Source organism: Marinigracilibium pacificum (assembly GCF_012926615.1).
GTDB classification, from domain to species: Bacteria; Bacteroidota; Bacteroidia; order Cytophagales; family Cyclobacteriaceae; genus Mangrovivirga; species Mangrovivirga pacifica.
The window spans coordinates 222860-244666 of sequence record NZ_JABBNU010000001.1 but is presented as its reverse complement, the minus strand read 5'-3'; the positions used below and the strand labels follow the sequence as shown (position 1 = coordinate 244666).

Below are 21807 nucleotides of genomic sequence, written 5' to 3'. Positions count from 1 at the left end.
AACTATAAAGTAGTTGCCGGCTCTAATAAGTTGGCAACTTTTAATGTGTCAAGTGGTTTAATAATGTATTTATACACTCTATCATAATTTTTGGCTTTTTTAAAGTCATTATAGTCTGGTGAGTTGCTTACAATTAGAACTTTCGCTTTTTTTTCTGAAGAATTAAATTTATCCAGAAAATTCCAACCCGACATATCTTTCATTTGTATATCCAAAATTATTAAATCAGGATCCTCTCCTTTTTCAAGATCATTTAATGCAGCATTTGCATCAGTGTATTCATTGACGTGAAAATGAGGATAATGATAAGAGAGCATGTTTTTACATAATTTGTTGCAAATAGGTTGATCATCGATAATAAAAACTTTGCTGATTTCTCTTGGGCTCATTCGTATACTTTTGTGGCTAAATGGTTAAAAAATTTTCGAAAGGCTTGAAAATATATAACAAATGACTAATTGTCAACTATTTAGAGTATTAATTTGGAATGATTATTACTTGAGACAGCTTATTCCAATATTTTTTTCTTCATAATCAAATAAATAATTATTTATCTTTGAAAAAATATTTTCTGCAGAAACGATATGGATTACACAGATATTCTTATTGACCTTAGGAGAATAATCAGGGCAATTAACCTTGAAAGTAAGCGTATTCAAAAAGTGTATGATTTAAGCATACCCCAATTGTTAACATTAAAGTTTCTTAAGCAATCACAAAGCTCAATGGCAACACAAAAGGACATTAAGGAACACCTTAACCTTAACGCCAGTACAGTTACGGGTATTATCAAGCGTTTGGAAGCAAAAGGGTATATAGCAAGGTTACCTAGACAAGATGATAAACGTAGTAGCTTAATTGCTTTAACCAAATTAGGACAAAACACTTTTGATAAGGTCCCTCCATTAATGCAGGAAAAACTTGAAAAAAGTCTCGAACAAATGGATGAATCAGAATTGAATATTATTAAATCCTCAATTAACACACTTGTTAATCTTATGGATGCAGGTAAGATCGATGCCTCGCCACTTTTAACTCCAGGCGATATTATTCAAAATTCCAATGAATAGCACTTTAACTGGCAGAACGGTTAAATTCATTGTAATTTTGTTTCCACAGAAACTATTTTTAATCAAAAGATACGAATTGAGCACTTTTAGTAGTATTTAAGCTTCACAAAAGTTCAGCAGAAATCAAGTGATTTTATGGAAATAATAGACCTGGTGATCTTCATCATCTACATGATTGTCATGTTAGGTGTTGGAATCTATTTTCTAAAAAGTAATAAAACAGCCGACGATTATTATGTTGGAGGAAGAAAAATCGGACCCTGGCATGTTGGCTTATCTGTTGTGGCAACAGATGTAGGTGGTGGATTTAGTATCGGACTTGGTGGTCTTGGTTTTACAATGGGGCTGTCAGGCTCTTGGATGTTATTCACTGGTTTGATTGGTGCATGGTTAGCAGCAGTTTTTCTAATACCTAAAATTAATAAGTTAGCTCATAAAATTAACCTACTTACGTTTCCACAGGTATTTGGTCATTTCTATGGTAAAAATGTAGCAATCGTAGCTGGAATTATTTCAGCAGTTGGCTATTTAGGATTTACCGCTTCTCAAATACTGGCAGGAGCAAAACTTGCCGGAGCGACTTTCTCAGCGCTGGATACTGATATGGCTATTTATATAATGGGAGGAATTGCTGTAATATATACCGTAATGGGTGGGCTAAAGGCTGTAATTTATACTGATACCATTCAATGGATTCTTTTAATGTCAGGTTTGATTTTTATTGGAATTCCAATGTCATACTCAGCCGTTGGAGGATATGATGCAATTGTCGAATCAATTAATCCTGAACTACTCACTTTTACGAATATCACCTGGGTTCAAATTGTTAACTGGGCTATCACTATAATCCCAATCTGGTTTGTAGGTATGACTTTGTATCAAAGAATATATGCCTGTAAAGATGTAAAGGATGCTAAAAAAGCATGGTTTATAGCCGGATTATTTGAGTGGCCAATTATGGCTTTAATGGGAACAGTTTTGGGGTTATTAGCTCGTGTGGCATTAGATCAGGGATTATTTGTTCATGAAGGCTTTTCTGCAATTGGTGATCTGGATTCGGAAAAAGGCTTACCTCTTTTATTAAAAACAATTTTACCTCCAGGGTTGATGGGGTTAATGATGTCAGCATACTTTAGCGCAATTATGTCAACAGCAGATTCTTGTTTGATGGCTGCTTCTGGAAATATTGTAACGGACTTAATTGGAAACCGAGGCAAAAAATTTGGTCACCTTAAACTTTCACAATTAGCAACGTTGATTATAGGCGCATTATCTATATTTATTGCTTTGAGTGTTGAGAGTGTTCTTGATACAATGCTTTTATCATATGGATTTATGGTTTCAGGACTTTTTGTTCCTGTGTTGGGGGCATTATTTACAAAAAGAGTATCTGCAACAGCTTCATTAGTAGCAATGATATCCGGAGGACTCACCACAGTTATTCTGGAACAGTTCTTTAAAAATTATTTACCTTTTGGACTGGATGCCAATATTTATGGAATCCTGGTTTCAGCAATATTATTTATATTTATAACTATAGTTGACCCAAAAACAAAAATAAAAACTTTATAAAAATGACAGAGACAACATTTACAGTTATCAATAAAGATACAGGTGAAAATAATTCATTTTCAAATGACGCTATCGCTACTTTCTTAAGAGATCATCTTGATGAGTTTGGAGATAAGAAAGAAGATATTTTAAAAGCAATTGAATACGTATTTAATCGAGGCGGAAACGTTGTTGTTGCTGCTGATGGTTCGAAAATTGTTGGAGCAGTAGTAATCAATAATACCGGTATGTCCGGATATATTCCTGAAAATATCCTTGTTTATATTGCCGTACATGCTGATAAGCGTGGTGCCGGATTAGGAAAGAAGCTTATGCAAGAAGCAATTAATATAACAACTGGTGATATAGCACTTCATGTTGAACCACATAATCCAGCAAAATTTTTATACGAGAAGCTCGGTTTTACAAATAAATATCTTGAAATGAGGTTGCAGAACAAATGAAAGTAAAGATTGATGACTTAATCAGATTCAGGCATACTTTACATAAGCACCCTGAATTATCAGATCACGAAAAATATACTCAGAACCGAATACTAAAAAGACTTGAAGTATTAAATACCGCAAAAATTTCACCTATAGGTCATACTGGTGTTTTAGTCACTTTTACAGGAACAGAGAATGGACCGGAAGTTATGATCAGAGGAGATATTGATGCTTTGCCTATTCAGGAGGAATCAGATCTTGAATATAAGTCGGTTAATGATGGAGTTGCACATTTGTGTGGGCATGACGGGCACACAGCTATTATTTTGGGAGTGTGTAAATTATTAGATCAATCGGGAATTAAAAAAGGAAAAGTTCATGTTGTCTTTCAGCCGGCCGAAGAAAATGGGCATGGTGCAAAAGCTGTTATTGAAGATCCTCAGTTTAAGAATGTATCACCAGACGTTGTCTATGCTTTGCATAATATACCGGGAGTCAGGAAAAGCAAGGTTTTGTGTAAACAAGGTAGCTTTTCATGTGCAGCTGATAGCATCATAATTAAACTAAAGGGCGTAACAGCACATGCTGCCGAACCTGAGCATGGCATTAACCCAATGGGGTATATAGGTAAAATGATTGATGAGTTTGAAAAGCTTCAAAACCCGGATTTATCTAGTAATGACTTTCAACTGTTAACACCTGTTTATACTCATGTAGGGAATAAGAGTTATGGAGTAAGTGCAGGATATGGAGAATTGCATTATACGCTTAGAACTCGATTGAATGCACGTATGGCAGGATTAAAGAAAAGTGTTCTGGATATTATTGAAGAAATATGTAAAGATAAAATTACCTATGAAATAGAATGGACGGAGTCATTTTTTGCAAATGTAAACGATGAACATGCGGTCAATTCAATAAAAACTGCTGCTGACAAATCAGGTCTTGAATATGAGGAAATCGAACTACCGTTTAAATGGGGAGAAGATTTTGGTCTTTTCACAGACCGTTTTAGCGGAGCTATGTTTGGAATAGGTGCTGGTTTTGAAACTTCAGCATTACATAATCCGGATTACAATTTTCCAGATGATATTATTCGTCCGTCGATTGATATGTTTATGAACCTGATAGATGACAAAAATCTTTTAAATGAGCCATACGTCTTATATTGAAATTAATTCAGAAGCCTATAAGAATAACCTTGACTTTATTAAAACACAGATTAATCGTGATACAATAATTTCAAGTGTTGTAAAAGGTAACGCATATGGTCATGGAATTGAGGAATTCGTAAAGATTGCTGTTGAATCGGGAGTAAAACATTTTTCAGTTTATAGTTCTTATGAAGCCCGAAGAGTTTTTGAGGTAATAAAAGGTAAAGGATTCACCCTAATGATAATGGGTGATATTCATTCTGAAGACCTTGAATGGGCTATTCAAAATGAAATTGAATTTTTTGTTTTTGAAAAACAAAGATTAAAGAAGGCAAGAGAGATTTCTGAAAGAATTGGCAAAAAGGCAATTTGTCACATAGAGGTTGAAACAGGAATGAATAGAACTGGTTTTGATGAGTCAGAGATTGAAGAGGTGTTTTCATTTATGGTTCAATACAAAGAAAACCTTTATTTTAAAGCTCTATGTACTCATTTTGCCGGAGCAGAAAGTATAACAAATTATGTCAGGGTTGAAAATCAATGTAAAAAATTTCTCAGAGTAAAAGAACAATCAGAGAAACTTGAGGTTAAACCTGATATATATCATACCTGTTGTTCTGCAGCGTTAATAAGGTATCCACACATGCAATTCGACTTGGTTAGAGTTGGTATTTTGCAATATGGCTTTTGGCCAAGTAGAGAGATTTTCATTGAATATCTTAAAAACAAGAAAGTAAAGGAAAGTCCTTTGTGGAGATTGATTAGCTGGAAAAGCAGAATTATGAGTATTCAAAATGTACACACTGGTGATTATGTAGGCTATGGAACTACATTTTTGGCTGGTCATGACATGAAGATTGCCATTGTTCCTATTGGTTATGCAAATGGCTTTAGCAGAACCTTAAGTAATACAGGACGTGTACTAATAAGAGGAGAAAGAGTTACTGTTGTTGGTATAGTTAATATGAATTGTCTTCAAATTGATGTAACAGGAATTGAAGATGTTTCAATTGATGATGAGGTAGTAATAATTGGTAATCAGGGAGACCTGGAAGTAACTGTTTCTTCGTTTTCTGAGTTAAGTGACCAACTCAATTATGAATTGTTAACTCGTTTACCGCAAGACATACCCAGATACATAAAATAATATGGCTTATTTAACATTAAGTAAATCAAAGCTTCAACATAATTTCCAGTTTTTAAATAATGTTTTTAGAGAAAATAACATTAGCTGGGCCATTGTTTCCAAATTACTTTGTGGTAATGAAGCATATCTTAAAGAAATAATTAACCTCGGAACGAAAGAAATTTGCGACAGTAGAATTTCCAACCTAAAAAAAGTAAAGGAAATTAATCCGGATGTTGAAACTGTCTATATTAAGCCTCCTGCAAAAAGAAGTATTTCGAAAATTATAAAATACGCTGATGCTAGTTTTAATACGGAGTATGAAACAATAAAGTGGCTTAGCGAGGAAGCAGTAAAGCAAAACAAACAGCATAAGGTCATTATTATGATTGAGCTGGGTGATTTGAGAGAAGGTGTTATGGGAGAAGAACTAATGGATTTTTATGAATCCGTCTTTAAACTACCAAACATAAAGGTTACTGGGATAGGTTCAAATTTAAACTGTCTCTACGGAGTAATGCCATCTACAGATAAACTCGTTCAATTGAGTTTGTATAAGCAATTGATTGACACAAAATTTGGTGTCCAAATTCCATGGGTAACCGGCGGTACATCAGTTGTTGTTCCTTTATTATTTAAGCATCAGGTGCCAAAGGGTATAAATCATTTCCGAGTAGGTGAAATTCTTTACTTTGGAAATAACTTGTTTACTGGAGAATATGTTGAAGGAATGAACCATGATGTATTTAAACTTTATGCAGAAATAATCGAGATTACAGAAAAGCCAAAAGTTCCAATTGGGGTACTTGAAGAGAATCCAAGTGGAGAAACCTTTGAGATAAATGAAGAAGATTATGGTCAAAGTAGCTATCGTGCCATTATTGATATAGGCTTGTTGGATATTGATCCGGATTATTTAATTCCTGAAAACAAAGAATTATCAATTTCGGGAGCAAGCTCGGATATGTTAATAATTGACCTTGGAGAAACAAATAGAAATATGAACATTGGAGACTTAGTTGCCTTTGATCTGAAGTATATGGGTGCACTGAGTATCTTAAACTCTGATTATATTGATAAAAAAGTTATAGAATAATTTAATAAAAAGAAAGGCTGTGATTATCACAGCCTTTTTTGTTGTTTATTGTAGAAAGGAAAAATCAGGAACCTTAACTTTTTCTAATGCCTGATTTATATCTGAAATAATATCATCCGGATTTTCTACCCCAATACTTATTCTTACTAATTTTTCAGTTATTGATACTGAGTTTTTTACGTCTGAGGATACATCAGCATGAGTCATTGTAAATGGATGCTCTGCAAGACTCTCTGTACTACCTAAAGAAACCGCAAGTTTGATAAGCTTTAAACTATTCAGGAATTTGAATGCTTCTTTTTCTCCACCTTTAATATCAAAACTGATCATTGCTCCCGGACTCTTACATTGCGATTTGTAAATTCGATAAGCCTCAGGGTCTTTTTCAGGAGTAAGGTCTCCCAGATAATAAACCTTTTCGACTTTTGGGTGCTCATTTAAGAAAGCTGCAACTCTTTCTGCATTGAATGCTTGCGTTTCCATTCTCATTTTTAATGTTTCTAAACTTCTCATAAGCAACCACCCAGTCCATGGACCTGCCATATTGCCAAGAAAAGTACGCATTCCTTTGATTTGAGCCATTAGTTCTTTTGACCCAAGAACAGCCCCTGCAATTACATCACTATGTCCGCCAATATATTTTGTTGCTGAATATACAATAAGGTCAGCGCCAATATTCAATGGGTTTTGCCATAACGGACCCAGATAAGTGTTGTCAACAACCAATAAAGACTTTCTTTCTTCTGTACTAAATTCAGAACATAATTCAGCACACATTTTTAAATCAATTAGGGAGTTTGTCGGGTTTCCGGGAGTTTCGACATAGACCATTTTAACTGTACCAGAAAGATTCGCATCTTCGATCTTTTGGTAAATGTCTTCTTTGGATTCAGTTGAATTGAAGTCAATTATATTAATTCCAAATCGTGTGAGTACATGATTTATGAAATGGTGCGACCCGCCATAAAGGGGGTTTGAATATAAAAGTGTATCTCCAGGATTTAAAAATGTTAGCATGGACGTACTAATTGCAGACATACCGCTTTCAAATACAGCTGCATCTTCGGCATTATCCCACAATGTTAATCGGTTTTCTAAAATTTCAAGATCCGGATTATTTAGTCTTGAATAGATCAACCCCAATTCTTCACCTTCCTTTTTCTCTCTTAGTCCGTAAGCTACTTCAAAAAATGATTTTCCCTCTTCAGCATTTTTAAAAACAAATGTTGAGGTTAAAAAAATTGGGCACTTTAGCGCTCCTTCTGAAAGCTCTGGTTTGTAACCATAGCTCATCATTAAACTTTCTGGTTTCATATTAGCTAATATTGGGTTTAACACACATATTGTAAAATTTTATTGTAAAAGTCTTTAGCTATAGAAAATATTCTTTTTTTATTAATCAATGGGGAATAATTTTCTAAATTCAGGGTGGCTAAACATTTAAAACAGAAAAAATTTTTCCAATGAAACTCGATCTGACTGACATGAGAATCCTTGATGCTCTTCAGCATAATGGGAAATTAACAATGAAGGAACTTGCAGCATCAATGGGCTTAAGCATAACTCCCGTTTATGAGAGAATAAAATACCTTGAAAAGCATAACTATATCAGAAAATATGTCGCTTTAATTGATAGAAAAAAGATTGGGAAAGAGATTGTTGTTTTTGCATCTGTAACATTGACTTCTCATCAAAGGAATATGATCGAACAGTTTGAGAGAGAAATTTTACCCTTAAAGGAAGTAATGGAATGTTACCATATGGCAGGTGTAATGGATTATTTGTTAAAAGTTTGTGTGGACGATATGGATGCATACCAAAGGTTTGTTGTGAAGAGGTTAGCCGCAATGGAAAATATATCGCAAGTGCATAGCTGGTTTATCCTTGACGAAATTAAAACCGAAACTTCTGTTCCTATTCATATTCCGGATTTGAGTGTTGATTAATTATTTTAAAATAGGAAATACATTTATATATTAGGATGGGAAATTTTTCCCGCTAGAAAATTACCGCTTCGACTATATGTTTGAACTGAATTTTTGGGTTGCTTTAGGAGGTTTTGCAATTGTTGCAATAGCTGCATGGAAAATTGCAGAGTTTATTCAAGTTAAATTTGGGTTGCCTAAAATAACCGGCCTTCTGATTTCTGGTTTATGTGCGGGACCCTTTATTTTTAATCTGATACCGTCACACTCTATTGTTCAGTTAGAATATCTATTTGACCTCTGTCTTGCGTTTATTGCATTTGCTGCAGGGAATGAATTACGTATTAAAGAACTAAGGTCATCCGGGAAGGCAATTTTCTGGCAAACCTTTGGTCAGATTGTAGTCGCCTTTGTTGTTTCTTTTGTTCTTATTTATTGGCTGGTAAATAATATCAGTATGCTTGATGAAGTTTCTTCGACCATCAAGTTTGGAATCAGCCTCTTGTCTGCAACAATTTTTATTACCAGAAGTCCAGAAGCAGCAATAGCAGTCATAAACGAATTGAGAGCACATGGTCCGCTAACTAGAATTTCAATGGGTGTCATTGTAATCAAAGACGTTCTTGTAATAATGGTTTTTGCCGTGTGTTTTTCTATTGTCCAGTCAATGTTGCTTGGACAGGAGATTAGCGGGTGGTTTGTTTTGCTTCTTTGTGCTAATCTGGTTGCTACCATAGTCTTAGGTTATGTTCTTGGGATATTAATTGACAGATTATTGAAGTTTAATTTTAATTTCAAGGTAACGGGAGCTTTGATATTACTGTGTGGGTTTGGAATTTTCAGGTTAACTGATTTTGTAAAGCATGTTTTTGATTACTTTTTTCATATTGAGGTATATCTGGAACCTTTATTAATCTGTATTGTAGCAAGTTTTCAGGTTACGAATTATAGCAGGCAGCGTCTGGCATTCTCCAAGATAATTCATGATATGGGGTCATATATTTATTTGATCTTTTTTACCCTTACCGGAGCGTCAGTATCTGTAGATATCCTATTAAAAGTTTGGCCAGTTGCTCTCGGATTGTTTGTAATTAGAATTTTAGCCCTTTTTATAAGTTCCGTTTCTGTAGGTAGATTAAGCAAGTTTAATTGGAGAATTACTATGACTAGCTGGATGCCATATATTACACAGGCTGGGGTTGCTTTGTCGTTGACCACAGAGTCATTTGCGGTTTTTGGAGAATGGCAGCAAATATTTACCACCACAATGATTGCTCTTATAGTTATTAATCAATTTGTTGGCCCACCTTTATATAAATATTATATACAAAAGGCTGGTGAAGCACATACCAAAGCAGTAATAAAAGGATTCGAAGGTTCAAGAGATGTATTGATTTTCGGTAATGACAGACAATCAATTAGTTTAACACAGGTTTTGAAAGAGCATAATTGGAATCCAAAAATAGTCAATTTAGAAAACGAGGATTTGGATGGGTTAAATGAGGAGGTTGACCAAGTGATTCTACCTGAATTTAGTACTCTGTATTTCGATGCGCTTGAAATAGATAAAGTTGAATCAGTTGTATTGATGAGAGGAGATCAGGAAAACTTACATATATGCCAGCTACTTTATGAAGTGTATGGAGTTGAAAGAATTGTTGTAAAGCTTAATGACCGATATTACTTCAAAAAATTCCATGAGTTAGGAGCCAAAATAATTGAGCCTGGGACTGCAATACTTTCATTACTTGATCACTATGTACGCTCACCAGAAGCAACAAGTTTATTATTAGGAATGCAAGAGCATCAGGATACAATTGAACTTGAACTTGTAAGCGATGAACTTCATGGTCTTGCTTTAAGAGACATTTCACTTCCTTCAGATGTCATAGTCTTGTCAATCAAAAGGAAAGGCCACTTCATAATATCACATGGTTACACACGTCTTCGCCGGGGAGATTTAGTTACCCTGGTTGGAAATATTGATAGTCTTGAAGAAGTAAGCTTAAGATTTGAAAAAGATTAGCGGATCTTATTTGGATTAATTCTAAACAAGGGTTAGTTTTGCCCTGTCTTTAGAAAAAGTCTAAATAAAAACAACACGCTAATGAAAAAGATATTTTTACCACTTGTTTTTTCAGCTTTCATTTTTGGATGTACTGACGATCCAGTTCCTCAGGATAGACTAGAAGTCCCTTCAACTTATAACTTTGAAAGAGATGGTCAGTCTTCTGTTTCTTTTGATGGTCAATCTATAAGGTTGGATATGTTATCAGAAATAAAAGCATATGCATCTCTTGCCCATAACTTAGAAGCAGTTGAGTATACTAAGCTAAGTGAAATGTATGGGAATACTAATAGCCCATTCTCAAATGCTACCTTAAATAATTCTGATAAGCAATTAAGAAATAAAACTTTCCCCCAAAAAGATAGTGAGACTCTTGCTATAATGCTTGAGCTAGCAAATGTAAGTGCTGATGTCGCAGCAAATAACACAAAGGCACAACAGGGTACTGCAGGAATGCTTTACAGAAACTCCGATGACACAAATCCAATATTAGTAAATGCTAAAGGTTGGGAATATGTGCAGTTTATTGAAAAGGGTTTAATGGGATCTGTTTTTATTCACCAAATGTTAAACATTGATCAGGGTTATTTAAGTAATACAAAATTAAATGTGGATAACGAGACCCTTGTCGAAGGTAAAAACTACACAACAATGGAGCACCATTGGGATGAAGCTTTTGGATACTGGGGAGCGCCAATAGATTATCCTTCTGTGGCACTTGAGCCTGAAGAGGATAGATTTTGGGTAAAATACACAGATGATTTTAATGAATATTATCCGGCATCTCAAACTATTTCAAATGCGTTTAGAACAGGTAGAGCTGCTATAGTAGCACAACGTTACAGTGAAAGAGATAATCAAAGAGAAATAATTCTAGATAATCTAGAGTTGGTAATTGTTGGTAGTGCGATTCATTATATTAATTACGTAATTAACAACCCTTCCGCACCAGTTGGTGAGAGATTTCATGCACTTTCTGAGGCGTATAATTTTGTGGAAGCCTTAAAATATGTTCCACAGCCATATATTACAGAAGCTGGAATCAATCAAATTTTAAATACTGACTTCGGTCAAAATGGTGATTTTTGGACAATTACTAACGATGGGTTATATAATGCAAAAACGGCATTGGTTAAGGCTTACCCATTATTAGCTCCATTTCAAGATAAGCTATAATTGTTTATATGAAACGTATAAGAAAATATCAAATGTTATTATTTATTACCATTGCAGGTATAATTATTTCCTGCAATGGTAATGAAACACCTGTAGATAATTATAATCGACAGGCAATGAATCAGTATACGGCAGAAGAAATCATTGTTCCATCATATGAAAACTTTGTTTCTTCTATCCAATCTGCTGAACAGTTAGTTGATATTTTCATTCAGAATCCCAATTTAGATAATTTAAGTTCCTTAAGAGCAAATATTAAATCAGCCAGACTATCATGGCAGTGGTGTGCTATGTATAGCTTTGGCCCTGCTTTAACTTCTGGTCTAAATGCAGTTGCTAATGTTTATACTATTTACGAGTCTGATATTGAAAATTTTATTACAAATGAAAATTACAATGTCGAGTCAATAGCTCATTCAAATGCAAGGGGGTTCAAAGCCATTGGTTATCTACTATATGGTAATAATAAGACTGACGAAGAAATTGTCAACACTTTTATAAATTCTCCGGCAAGAGCACAGTATTTAAAAACTTTAGTTTCAGTGATTTCTACTAACGCTGATAAAGCTCTAACTGCATGGAAAACTGGGTTTATTGATAGTTATTCTTCTGCGGCAACTGCAGGAACAGATGCTGGTTCATCCGTTTCTATTTTAATTAATGAAATGAATAAGTATTGGGAATCAACAACCAGGGATAAGAAGCTTGGGATTCCTCTTGGAAAGCGTAGTCTTGGAACTTTACTTCCTGATCGTACCGAATCATATTATGCCGGATATTCTACAGAATTGTTGAAGGAAAATATTACCGCTTTTAAATATTTGTTTGAAGGTAGAAACTCAAATGGAATCGCAGGAGAGTATTCTTTAAGTAATTATTTAAAAGAATTGAAAGCTCTTGATGTTTTGGAGAATAATGATCTTGCAGATGTTATGTCAGTTGTGTTTGATGATGCATTAAATCAATGTGATGTTGTTTCGGACCCATTGAGTACTAAAGTTGAAACTAACTTTAATGATTGCGATTCATTATACCTTCTTCTTCAAAAACAAATCATTTTCATGAAAAGCGACATGCCAAGCGCTATGGGTATAAGTATATCGTATGCAGATAATGACGGTGACTAATATTCATGGGGAGAAGTAGAATTCAAAATATTGCAACCTGGTTAAATCAACCAACTAGTATTGCTCCATTAGTTACTTTTAGAGTACTTTTTGGAGCAGTCATGGTTATTAGCCTGATAAGGTTTTATATGAATGGGTGGATCAAGGAGTTTTATCTTGATCCATCTTTTCATTTTAAGTTCTATGGCTTTTACTGGGTTGAAGTTCCTGATTCTCCATTTATACTATATGGCTTGTATATATTAATGCTTCTCTCTGCAATAGGAATTACGTTTGGATTTTTATACAGGTTATCAGCAGCAATATTCTTTTTGCTTTTTTCATATTTCGAACTTCTAGATGCTACCTACTATTTAAACCACTATTATTTTATCAGCTTAATGGCTTTTTTAATGATGTGGTTTCCGGCAAATAAGTATTTTTCAATTGATTCTAAAATCTGGCCAGAGATAAAAAGCAATTCTGTTTCCAGATGGCCAATATTTATTATACAGTTTCAATTGGGTATAGTATATTTTATGGCAGGTGTAGCAAAACTTAATTATGACTGGTTGGTCAATGCTATGCCTTTAAAGATTTGGCTTCCTGCAAAATCAAACATTCCTGTAATTGGTAATGTTTTAAAATATACAGCAACGGCCTACTTTTTTAGTTGGTTTGGAGCTTTATATGATTTGTTCATTCCATTTGCTTTGAGTTTCAGGAAAACAAGAAAACTTGCCTACGTTGCAGTAATTGCATTTCACGTTTGTACAGCAGCCTTATTTCAGATTGGTATGTTTCCTTATATCATGATTTTGCTGACTTTGATTTTCTTTCCGGCGTCCTTTCATGAGAAACTATTAGGCATTAAAAAGCTACATAATATTATATTAAAGACTAATAAAACAAGCCTGAAGCCATTAGTTATAGGCTTGTTTAGTGCATATTTTTTATTTCAATTGATTTTTCCATTCAGGTATGCATTGTATGATGGAAAATTGTTCTGGACAGAACAAGGTTATCGCTTTTCCTGGAGAGTTATGTTAATGGAAAAGGCTGGTTATGCAACATTTTATGTTCATGATGAGTCAACTGGTAAATATTCAGTTGTAAATAATAGTGAGTTTCTGACTCCCTTTCAAGAGAAAATGATGGCTACCCAACCTGATTTTATAATACAATACGCTAATTATTTAAAAGAGTATTATCAAACTCATACTAAAACTATTGAGCCGAAAATTACAGCGGACATTTATGTGACATTAAATGGTCGAAGATCAAAGGTTTTTATCGATCCGGAAATTGATTTGAGTGAATTAAAAGATAGTTGGGAACCAAAAAGCTGGGTGCTTCCTTATAAAAATGACAGAGTGGATGAAAAAGGGTGAGTTATTTATAGTCTTGATTTTAATATGTTTTGGACAAACTTTTGGACAATCAAAACATAGTATTTCTGGTAAGGTGGTTTTTAAGGAAGATAATTCAGAAGCTATTTCTGTACAGGTATTTCTTGAAAACACATCATTTGCTTCGACCACTGATAATAACGGTACCTTCATTATAAGTAATGTACCAACAGGTGAATATATACTCGCTGCTTTTTTACCAGGATATAAAACATACAGACAGAAAGTTTTAATTAATAGTGATATTAAAGGGCTAAAAATAGCAATTGTAAATCTTGATGAATCTTTAGCTGAGGTTGTAGTTTCCGGAACACGTGACTCTGACCGTGCATTGACCAGACTGCAAGCTGTTGATAACTTTGGTATTTATGAAGCAAAGAAAAATGAAGTTATCGTTTTGGATAATGTTATTGCTGACAAAGCATCAAATAATGCAAGGCAGGTTTTCAGAGGAATTACCGGGATAAATATTTGGGAAAGTGATTGTGCTGGCCTACAAATAGGGGTTGGCGGTAGAGGACTAAGTCCGGATAGAACAGCTAACTTTAATACGCGCCAAAATGGATATGACATTGCCGCTGATGCGCTCGGCTATCCGGAAACGTATTATTCACCGGCATTGCAAGGAGTTGAAAGAATTGAAATTGTTCGTGGAGCAGCAGGTTTACAATATGGACCACAGTTTGGTGGGCTTGTAAATTTTGTTATGAAAGAAGGAGCAAAAGGTAAACCTGTTGAATTTAAAACCCAGCAAACTTATAATACTTTAGGATATTATAATAGTTTCAATAGTATTGGGGGAACCGTTTTAAATGATAAACTAAACTATTATGTGTATAACAGGTACACAGTAGGAGACTGTTGGAGATGTAATTCTGAATTTGAAAGCACCAACACCTACCTTAGGCTAGGCTATGATATTAGTACTGAAACTAGTATTAAGTTCGATTATACAAATATGAGTTATCTGTCTCAACAACCAGGGGGGCTAACTGACAGACAATTCATTGAAGATCCAAAACAATCAAATAGAGATAGAAATTGGTTTAAAGTAAACTGGAATTTATTTTCTTTAAGCCTTGATACTCGAATTGGACCCCAAACTAAATTAAACGTTCGGTCATTTGGTTTAGTTGCCTCAAGAAAAGCCCTGGGTAACCTGGAAAGAATTGACAGGCCGGATAACGAAGGCGAAGAAAGGAGTTTGATTGATGGTCAATTTGAAAATCTTGGAGCTGAGCTAAGATTACTTCAACATTATGATGTTTTTGGAAGTAAGTCGGTGCTGCTTGTTGGTGGAAGAGCTTATAAAGGAACGACGTATCAAAAACAAGGAAATGCGAGTACCGGAAGTGATGCCGACTTTAGCTTTTTAAATCCTGATTCGTTAAACTCTGATTTTATTCACCCGGGAAAAAACCTTTCTTTTTTCGCAGAAAATGTATTTAATATAACTAGTAAACTAAGTGTTACTCCAGGTATACGTTTTGAGTTTATCAGAACAATTTCTGAAGGATCATATACTGATAAAACTAGTAATATTCTTGAACCAACTATTCGTGAAGAAGAAAAGGTATATGAAAGAAGTTTGTGGTTAACCGGAATTGGATTAAGTTATAAGTTTAAAGATGAATTAGAGCTTTATGCCAACTTTGCACAGAATTACAGGCCTGTTAGATTTAGTGATTTAAGAATTGACAATCCAAGCGTACGAATTGATCCGGATATGGAAGATGAAACCGGGTATAACTTTGATATTGGAACTCGCTTTTCAATTAAGAAAAAATTGTCTGGCGAAGTAACCGGGTTTTTGTTGTCTTACAATAATAAAATTGGTGCTGTACAGCGAGTAGATACTGAAAACTTTAGAGTTTATAGAGAGAGAACTAATATTGCTGATGCACTACACATAGGAATTGAGTCTTATCTTGAATTAAAAGTTATAGACTTATCAGGAGATAATGGAATAAATGAAGGGCTTAGTATATTCTCGAATTTGACATTTTTAAGAGCCAGATATCATAGTGATGAAAATAAGTTATATGATGGCAAGCAGGTTGAATTTGTTCCAGAGGTAATCTTCCGTGGAGGAGCTAATTTTGCTTATAAAGGATTAAAGTCAACTATTCAAATTAATTATGTGGGTCAACAATATTCGGATGCTTCAAACGCAATGCAAACACCAGAGGCTGTTGTGGGAGAAATACCGGCATACTACACCGTTGATTTTACAACTTCATATAATTACAAGAAGTGGGATTTTACTGTTGGCGTTAATAATCTTACTAATAATTACTATTTTACCCGTAGAGCAGTTGCTTACCCAGGTCCAGGAATAATTTCAGCAGATGGAATAAATATGTCTTTAACCGTTGGAATTACATTATAATTTCATTCTCAAGCACAAATTTTTAACAAAATTCAATTCAAAGACACTTTTTATAGTCTTAGGTAGTAGAAAATATTCTGCATTTCTATCTTTGTAGCTATGGCAAATCAAAACAATCAAAAGGGAGAACTCCTTAAGAAGGTTGCTTCTCATGCAAAAGAATATGGTTTTATTTTTCAGTCCAGTGAAATATATGATGGCCTTAGTGCGGTTTATGATTATGGCCAGTTAGGATCTGAGTTAAAAAATAACATAAAGAATTATTGGTGGAAATCAATGGTTCAGTTGCATGATAATATTGTTGGAATTGATGCTGCTATTTTTATGCACCCAACAACCTGGAAGGCTTCCGGTCACGTTGATGCATTCAATGATCCTTTAATTGACAATAAAGATTCAAAAAAGAGATATAGAGCGGATGTACTTGTTGAAGAACATATCGCAAAAATCGAAGGTAAGATTGAAAAAGAGGTTTCAAAAGCTGAAAAAAGATTCGATGACTTCGATCGAAAAATGTTCATTGAAACTAATCCTAGAGTTCAAAAGTATGTTAGTGAGATCGAAGAAATCACTGCCAGGTTAAAAACTGGTTTGGAGGGCGATCTTGTAGGGTTAAAACAGTTGATAGAAGACCTTGGAATTGCTTGTCCGATATCAGGTAGTAAAAACTGGACAGATGTTAGGCAGTTTAATCTAATGTTTGATACGGAGATAGGTTCACTTGCTGAAGGAGCAAATAAGATTTATCTAAGACCGGAAACAGCTCAGGGAATCTTTGTTAACTTTCTAAATGTTCAGAAAACTGGTAGAATGAAGCTTCCTTTTGGAATTGCCCAGATAGGAAAAGCATTTCGAAATGAGATTATTGCCCGACAGTTTATTTTTAGAATGAGGGAGTTTGAGCAAATGGAGATGCAATTTTTTGTAAAGCCAGGTGAAGAAATGACCTACTATGAGCAGTGGAAAGAATTCAGATTAAAATGGCACCATGCTTTAGGAATGGGTGAAGAAAATTACCGATTCCATGATCATATAAAACTGGCTCATTATGCAAATGCTGCATGTGATATTGAATTTGACTTCCCAATGGGCTTTAAAGAACTAGAAGGAATCCATTCAAGAACTGACTTTGACCTTAAAGCTCATGAAGAATTTTCTGGTAAGAAACTTCAGTTTTTTGATCCTAAAGAAAATAAAAGTTATGTTCCATATGTGATTGAGACTTCTATAGGTCTTGATAGAATGGTTTTGAGTGTCTTGTCAACTGCTTATACAGAAGAAACTCTGGAAGACGGTAGCTCAAGAACTGTAATGAAGATTCCTGCACCATTAGCTCCATATAAAGTGGCGGTATTACCTTTGGTTAATAAAGATGGTCTCCCTGAAAAAGCAAATGAAATTGCAAACTTGTTAAGGCTTGATCACAACATTCAGATTGATGTTAAAGATGCTATTGGTAAACGATACAGAAGACAAGATGCAATTGGAACTCCATACTGCATAACTGTTGATTATGATAGTCTTGAAGATAACATGGTAACCATTCGTGAAAGAGACTCTTTAGAGCAGGTAAGAATTCCGATTGATAAGATTCAAGAAGAAATTAATGAGCGTGTATCGTTAAACTCTTTATTGAAAAAATTAATATAAAAATTAAGCCGGGTTAACCCGGCTTTTTTTTAAAATCTGATTTCTTTTATTTTTTCAGGATAAATAAATTTTATTACACCCTTTTTATCAATTTCTATATACCCATCTTTTTTAAACTCAGAGAGTGTTCGAATAACAGACTCAGTACTTGTTCCAACGGCATTTGCTATATCTTCTCTCGATACTTTTAATTCTTGCGCATCATGGTTCTTTTCTTTAAAAACCAATAAGGCATCTGCGACTCTTTTTCGTACAGTATCGTATGCCAGCTTTAAAAGCTTTTCCTCTTTCTCTGCAATATTTTGAGACAAGACTTTAATAAATCTGTTTGTTAACTCCCTGTTTGTAGAAAGAATTTCATTAAAATCTGCCCTCGGAATTAAATAAACTTCAGATTCATCAAGAACTTCTGCGCTTGTTTTGGTTTCTATATTGTCAATAATGCTTTCAATACCAAGCAGATCTCCATCATTATGTATATCAACAATAAACTCCTTCCCATCATCATTGATCATGGTTGTCTTTATTTTTCCTGACTCAATGACAAACAAATAACTCAACAGGTCCCCTTCGGTAAAAACTCTATCTCCTTTTCGATATTTTCTGGTTTTAAAGTTTGTACTAAGATCTTTGAGCATTCCAGTCAACTCGGCTTTTTCAAGAAGTTCTTCAATTCCTGATTTCCCACTATCTTTAATGTTACTTATAGCTTCGGCCTTTTTTAATCTGATTTCTATCGCCTCTAAAAGCTCTGTGTCATCAAATGGCTTCGTAAGATAATCGTCAGCACCAAGGTTCATTCCTTTTCTAATGTCACTTTTTTCTGTCTTGGCAGTGAGAAAAATGAATGGAATATTTGAGGTCTTAGGGTCTTTATTTAACATATGAAGAACTCCATAACCGTCTAATTCAGGCATCATTATATCACAAAGGATAAGATCGACCTTACTAGTTTTCGCAATTCTCACCCCTTCGATGCCATTATGAGCTTGTTTTACGTAATAATTTGAAAGTTCAAGAATTTCTGAGATGTTTTCTCTTACATCATTATTATCCTCTATTACTAAAATGCTTTTCATTATTTATTAATTACGATAATTCCTCTTTTACCTTTTCATTCAGAAATATTTTAAATGTAGTGCCAAAGCCTTCTTCGCTCACGCAACTTATTTGGCCTCCCATCATTTCTACATATTTCTTTACAATGTTTAATCCAAGGCCAGTGCCTTCAATGTTTGTCGCATTGTGTGCTCTGAAAAACCTTCCGAACAAATGCTCCATATCATCTTTTGGTATCCCGATTCCTTCATCGGATACTTCAAATATAATAAGAGAATTTTCTTTATATACAGAAACATGGATAGGTTTTTCTGCATTAGAGTATTTAATGGCGTTCGAGATAAGGTTAATAAATATGTTTTTGACCAACTGTTTATCAAGAATTACATGTTCGTTATAAGAGTATTTAAATATTATGTCCTGACCAGGTTTCAAGCTATCCGATAACTCTTCAATGATTTCTTCAATGAGTTTTTTTAAGTTAAACTCGTGAAAGCTTGGGGTAATAACTCCTTCCTCTATTTTATCAAGTGAAAGGAAGTCATTTAATAAGTTAATCAGGTTATTAACAGATGATTTAATTTTTGAAATATGTTTATCTTTCTTTTCAAGATTACCAACTTCAAAATATTTATCAAGTAAAGAGGCAGAGCTTAGAATTGTGCTAAGGGGTGTTCTAAATTCATGTGATGCCATAGAAACAAATCTGCTCTTTAATTCATTTAATTCTCTTTCCTTTTTAAGTGCAGAGCGAATATTTTCTTCCGCGTTTTTTTGCTTGGTAATGTTTTTTTCAACGATAAGAATTCTTTCTATATCGGTATTGTGGTTGGAAGGAAGCGGAACAATATAAATCATATAATGCTCTGTACCAGAAATCACCTCATGAGTACTGTTTTGTCCAATAAAGGCATCATTTAATTTTTGTTCTAACTCAGAGTCTTCATTATTGTGAACATAAGGCTTACCAATTAAGTCCTTGCTGTTTATTCCTTTAGCCTTTAGTTCTTTACCTTCAACAAATATGTAATTAAAGTTCTTATCAATAACATTTATTGTTCCGTTGGGGAAGTTTTTTGCAATTGTCCTGAATAGCCTTTGTGAGGCCAGTAAATTCATATTCGATCGTTCAAGCTCCAGAGTTCTTTCACGCACTCTTTCTTCTAGTTCGATAGAATACTTTTCAAGTCTGTTTCTGTTTTTTTCAAGGTCTTTTTCCATTTTTTTTCTGGCAGTAATGTCAATAATGAAAGACACTACCAAAGGTTGACCCTTTACTACGGAATGGTTGAGGGATATTTCAATAGGAAAAGTACTACCGTCCTTTCGTTTCCCGAATAAGTCAATGTTAGCACCCATCATACGTTGAGTAGGAGCTTTTGCATATTCTTTTCGGTGAACTTTGTGGATTGATTTTAAGTCATCAGGAACAAGTATTTCTATTTTTTGACCAACTAATTCATCTTCCTGATAACCAAAGAGGATCTCAGCTCTTTTATTAGCCATTAATATTTCACCTTCATTATTACAGATAATTAATCCTTCAACTGCACTTTCGAATATTGACTTAAAAAGAATTTCGTCTCTCTTCATTTTAGTTAAAATAGATGTTGTGGGTTCTAATTTAATAATAATATTGACTTAATGATATTTATCATATCTCTTCCTGACCTCAAACAATGTACCTCGATTAAATAAGTGTCTTATTTGTTAAAAAACAACGATAGCCATGAAGAATATTTTAGTCCCAACAGATTTTTCCAAAGAAGCTGGATACGCACTTCAACTGGCCACAGATTTTGCAAAAAAAACCGGTGCGAAACTGTCAATTATACATGTGATTGAATACTATCCAACAGCAAGTTTCACAACTATGGGTCCTGCTCCTGAATCAGGAATAACAGTTGATGCTTTTACTACTCAAATGATCAAAAAGGTAGAAAAGCAATTTGAAGAGCTTAAAGCAAAAGAAATGTTTGATGGTGTTGATGTACAAACATTTGTAAAGATTGGTAATCCATATCAAAACATTACTAAAAAAATAGCAGCCCTTAATGCTGACCTGGTAATTATGGGAAGTAAAGGAGCTCATGGTATGGATGAAGTTATGATCGGTTCAAATGCTGAACGTGTAGTCAGATACTCAAAGCACCCGGTTATCACCGTGAAAGAACCTATTAGACTTGACGGTATCAAATCTATTGCTTTTGCAACTGATTATACTGAAGCTCAGGTAGAGTTATTGTCTGGATTCGATCGATTATTAGAGGTAATTGATGCGGAGGTTTATTTATTAAGAGTAAATACTCCATACAATTTCATACCTACACGAGGTGCTGAGAATAATTTGAGAGAGTTCGCCAAAAAGAATCATCTGGTCAATGTAAAAATTAGCACCTATGATGCTTATAAAGAAGACGCTGGTATTTCTGCTTTTGCTCAGGATAACAACATTGATTTGATTGCAATTGGTACTCATGGAAGAAAGGGTATTATGCATACTATTTCAGGAAGTATTGCGGAAGACCTTGTAAATCATACTGCTAAACCAGTATGGACATGTCATATCAAATAGCCTTTCT

At 34.3% G+C, this 21807-nt stretch carries 18 protein-coding genes; 14 read left to right on the top strand and 4 right to left on the bottom strand.

The genetic code is table 11. From position 1 onward, the window contains the following. Positions 1-2 precede the first annotated feature (2 nt). Positions 3-389, bottom strand: a complete 387-nt coding sequence (locus tag HH304_RS01160; RefSeq protein WP_169677607.1) for a response regulator — start codon at positions 387-389, stop codon at positions 3-5. A 195-nt stretch (positions 390-584) separates the two neighbouring features. On the opposite strand from HH304_RS01160, the gene HH304_RS01155 reads away from it, so the two are divergent. From HH304_RS01155 to HH304_RS01130, 6 genes are all read left to right on the top strand, one after another. Then, positions 585-1070 (top strand): MarR family winged helix-turn-helix transcriptional regulator, encoded by a 486-nt coding sequence (locus HH304_RS01155; RefSeq protein WP_169677606.1) that lies wholly within the window; start codon positions 585-587, stop codon positions 1068-1070. A 135-nt stretch (positions 1071-1205) separates the two neighbouring features. Next, on the top strand, positions 1206-2642 hold the full coding sequence (locus HH304_RS01150; RefSeq protein ID WP_169677605.1) for a sodium:solute symporter family protein: 1437 nt from the start codon (positions 1206-1208) through the stop codon (positions 2640-2642). Between the two features lie 2 nt (positions 2643-2644). After that, entirely contained in the window at positions 2645-3085 is a 441-nt protein-coding gene (locus HH304_RS01145) for a GNAT family N-acetyltransferase (protein WP_169677604.1), read from the top strand. Then, positions 3082-4239: an amidohydrolase gene (locus HH304_RS01140; protein ID WP_169677603.1), complete on the top strand. Its 1158-nt coding sequence runs from the start codon at positions 3082-3084 to the stop codon at positions 4237-4239. The genes HH304_RS01145 and HH304_RS01140 overlap by 4 nt, the downstream gene beginning before the upstream one ends. Continuing rightward, a complete protein-coding gene (alr, locus tag HH304_RS01135) occupies positions 4217-5368 on the top strand; it encodes an alanine racemase (RefSeq protein WP_169677602.1) in 1152 nt (383 codons plus the stop codon). The genes HH304_RS01140 and alr overlap by 23 nt, the downstream gene beginning before the upstream one ends. Position 5369: 1 nt before the next feature. Beyond that, a complete protein-coding gene (locus HH304_RS01130; protein WP_169677601.1) occupies positions 5370-6443 on the top strand; it encodes an alanine racemase in 1074 nt (357 codons plus the stop codon). 45 nt (positions 6444-6488) lie between these two features. On the opposite strand, the gene HH304_RS01125 is transcribed toward HH304_RS01130, so the two are convergent. Next, positions 6489-7757: a cystathionine gamma-synthase family protein gene (locus HH304_RS01125; RefSeq protein ID WP_169677600.1), complete on the bottom strand. Its 1269-nt coding sequence runs from the start codon at positions 7755-7757 to the stop codon at positions 6489-6491. A gap of 149 nt (positions 7758-7906) precedes the next feature. On the opposite strand from HH304_RS01125, the gene HH304_RS01120 reads away from it, so the two are divergent. The 7 genes from HH304_RS01120 (at position 7907) to HH304_RS01090 (ending at position 18166) form a co-directional block, all read left to right on the top strand. Further along, on the top strand, positions 7907-8389 hold the full coding sequence (locus HH304_RS01120) for an Lrp/AsnC family transcriptional regulator (protein WP_169677599.1): 483 nt from the start codon (positions 7907-7909) through the stop codon (positions 8387-8389). Between the two features lie 76 nt (positions 8390-8465). Beyond that, positions 8466-10394, top strand: coding sequence for a cation:proton antiporter domain-containing protein (locus tag HH304_RS01115; RefSeq protein WP_169677598.1), 1929 nt, complete (start codon positions 8466-8468; stop codon positions 10392-10394). An 81-nt stretch (positions 10395-10475) separates the two neighbouring features. After that, a complete protein-coding gene (locus HH304_RS01110; protein WP_169677597.1) occupies positions 10476-11612 on the top strand; it encodes a DUF4856 domain-containing protein in 1137 nt (378 codons plus the stop codon). Between the two features lie 8 nt (positions 11613-11620). Beyond that, positions 11621-12739, top strand: coding sequence for an imelysin family protein (locus HH304_RS01105; protein ID WP_169677596.1), 1119 nt, complete (start codon positions 11621-11623; stop codon positions 12737-12739). A gap of 5 nt (positions 12740-12744) precedes the next feature. Next, complete coding sequence (locus tag HH304_RS01100) at positions 12745-14109, top strand: HTTM domain-containing protein (protein ID WP_169677595.1); 1365 nt, start codon at positions 12745-12747, stop codon at positions 14107-14109. Continuing rightward, the gene (locus HH304_RS01095) at positions 14096-16516 is read left to right on the top strand and encodes a TonB-dependent receptor (protein WP_169677594.1); all 2421 of its coding nucleotides are present in this window, start codon (positions 14096-14098) and stop codon (positions 16514-16516) included. The genes HH304_RS01100 and HH304_RS01095 overlap by 14 nt, the downstream gene beginning before the upstream one ends. Before the next feature lie 99 nt (positions 16517-16615). Beyond that, positions 16616-18166 (top strand): glycine--tRNA ligase, encoded by a 1551-nt coding sequence (locus HH304_RS01090; RefSeq protein ID WP_169677593.1) that lies wholly within the window; start codon positions 16616-16618, stop codon positions 18164-18166. 29 nt (positions 18167-18195) lie between these two features. Here HH304_RS01090 and HH304_RS01085 read toward each other — a convergent pair whose 3' ends face one another. After that, a complete protein-coding gene (locus tag HH304_RS01085; RefSeq protein WP_169677592.1) occupies positions 18196-19245 on the bottom strand; it encodes a response regulator in 1050 nt (349 codons plus the stop codon). Positions 19246-19255: 10 nt separating this feature from the next. After that, positions 19256-20818: a sensor histidine kinase gene (locus HH304_RS01080; protein ID WP_169677591.1), complete on the bottom strand. Its 1563-nt coding sequence runs from the start codon at positions 20816-20818 to the stop codon at positions 19256-19258. Between the two features lie 136 nt (positions 20819-20954). Here HH304_RS01080 and HH304_RS01075 point away from each other — a divergent pair, with 136 nt between their 5' ends. Next, positions 20955-21800 (top strand): universal stress protein, encoded by an 846-nt coding sequence (locus tag HH304_RS01075; RefSeq protein WP_169677590.1) that lies wholly within the window; start codon positions 20955-20957, stop codon positions 21798-21800. The last annotated feature ends 7 nt before the right edge of the window (positions 21801-21807 follow it).

Excerpts from the sequence above, each read along its gene's own strand:
- HH304_RS01160 (WP_169677607.1), bottom strand. The coding sequence starts at position 389 with ATGAGCCCAAGAGAAATCAGCAAAGTTTTTATTATCGATGATCAACCT.
- HH304_RS01155 (WP_169677606.1), top strand. The coding sequence starts at position 585 with ATGGATTACACAGATATTCTTATTGACCTTAGGAGAATAATCAGGGCA.
- HH304_RS01150 (WP_169677605.1), top strand. The coding sequence starts at position 1,206 with ATGGAAATAATAGACCTGGTGATCTTCATCATCTACATGATTGTCATG.
- HH304_RS01145 (WP_169677604.1), top strand. The coding sequence starts at position 2,645 with ATGACAGAGACAACATTTACAGTTATCAATAAAGATACAGGTGAAAAT.
- HH304_RS01140 (WP_169677603.1), top strand. The coding sequence starts at position 3,082 with ATGAAAGTAAAGATTGATGACTTAATCAGATTCAGGCATACTTTACAT.
- alr (WP_169677602.1), top strand. The coding sequence starts at position 4,217 with ATGAGCCATACGTCTTATATTGAAATTAATTCAGAAGCCTATAAGAAT.
- HH304_RS01130 (WP_169677601.1), top strand. The coding sequence starts at position 5,370 with ATGGCTTATTTAACATTAAGTAAATCAAAGCTTCAACATAATTTCCAG.
- HH304_RS01125 (WP_169677600.1), bottom strand. The coding sequence starts at position 7,757 with ATGAAACCAGAAAGTTTAATGATGAGCTATGGTTACAAACCAGAGCTT.
- HH304_RS01120 (WP_169677599.1), top strand. The coding sequence starts at position 7,907 with ATGAAACTCGATCTGACTGACATGAGAATCCTTGATGCTCTTCAGCAT.
- HH304_RS01115 (WP_169677598.1), top strand. The coding sequence starts at position 8,466 with ATGTTTGAACTGAATTTTTGGGTTGCTTTAGGAGGTTTTGCAATTGTT.
- HH304_RS01110 (WP_169677597.1), top strand. The coding sequence starts at position 10,476 with ATGAAAAAGATATTTTTACCACTTGTTTTTTCAGCTTTCATTTTTGGA.
- HH304_RS01105 (WP_169677596.1), top strand. The coding sequence starts at position 11,621 with ATGAAACGTATAAGAAAATATCAAATGTTATTATTTATTACCATTGCA.
- HH304_RS01100 (WP_169677595.1), top strand. The coding sequence starts at position 12,745 with ATGGGGAGAAGTAGAATTCAAAATATTGCAACCTGGTTAAATCAACCA.
- HH304_RS01095 (WP_169677594.1), top strand. The coding sequence starts at position 14,096 with ATGAAAAAGGGTGAGTTATTTATAGTCTTGATTTTAATATGTTTTGGA.
- HH304_RS01090 (WP_169677593.1), top strand. The coding sequence starts at position 16,616 with ATGGCAAATCAAAACAATCAAAAGGGAGAACTCCTTAAGAAGGTTGCT.
- HH304_RS01085 (WP_169677592.1), bottom strand. The coding sequence starts at position 19,245 with ATGAAAAGCATTTTAGTAATAGAGGATAATAATGATGTAAGAGAAAAC.
- HH304_RS01080 (WP_169677591.1), bottom strand. The coding sequence starts at position 20,818 with ATGAAGAGAGACGAAATTCTTTTTAAGTCAATATTCGAAAGTGCAGTT.
- HH304_RS01075 (WP_169677590.1), top strand. The coding sequence starts at position 20,955 with ATGAAGAATATTTTAGTCCCAACAGATTTTTCCAAAGAAGCTGGATAC.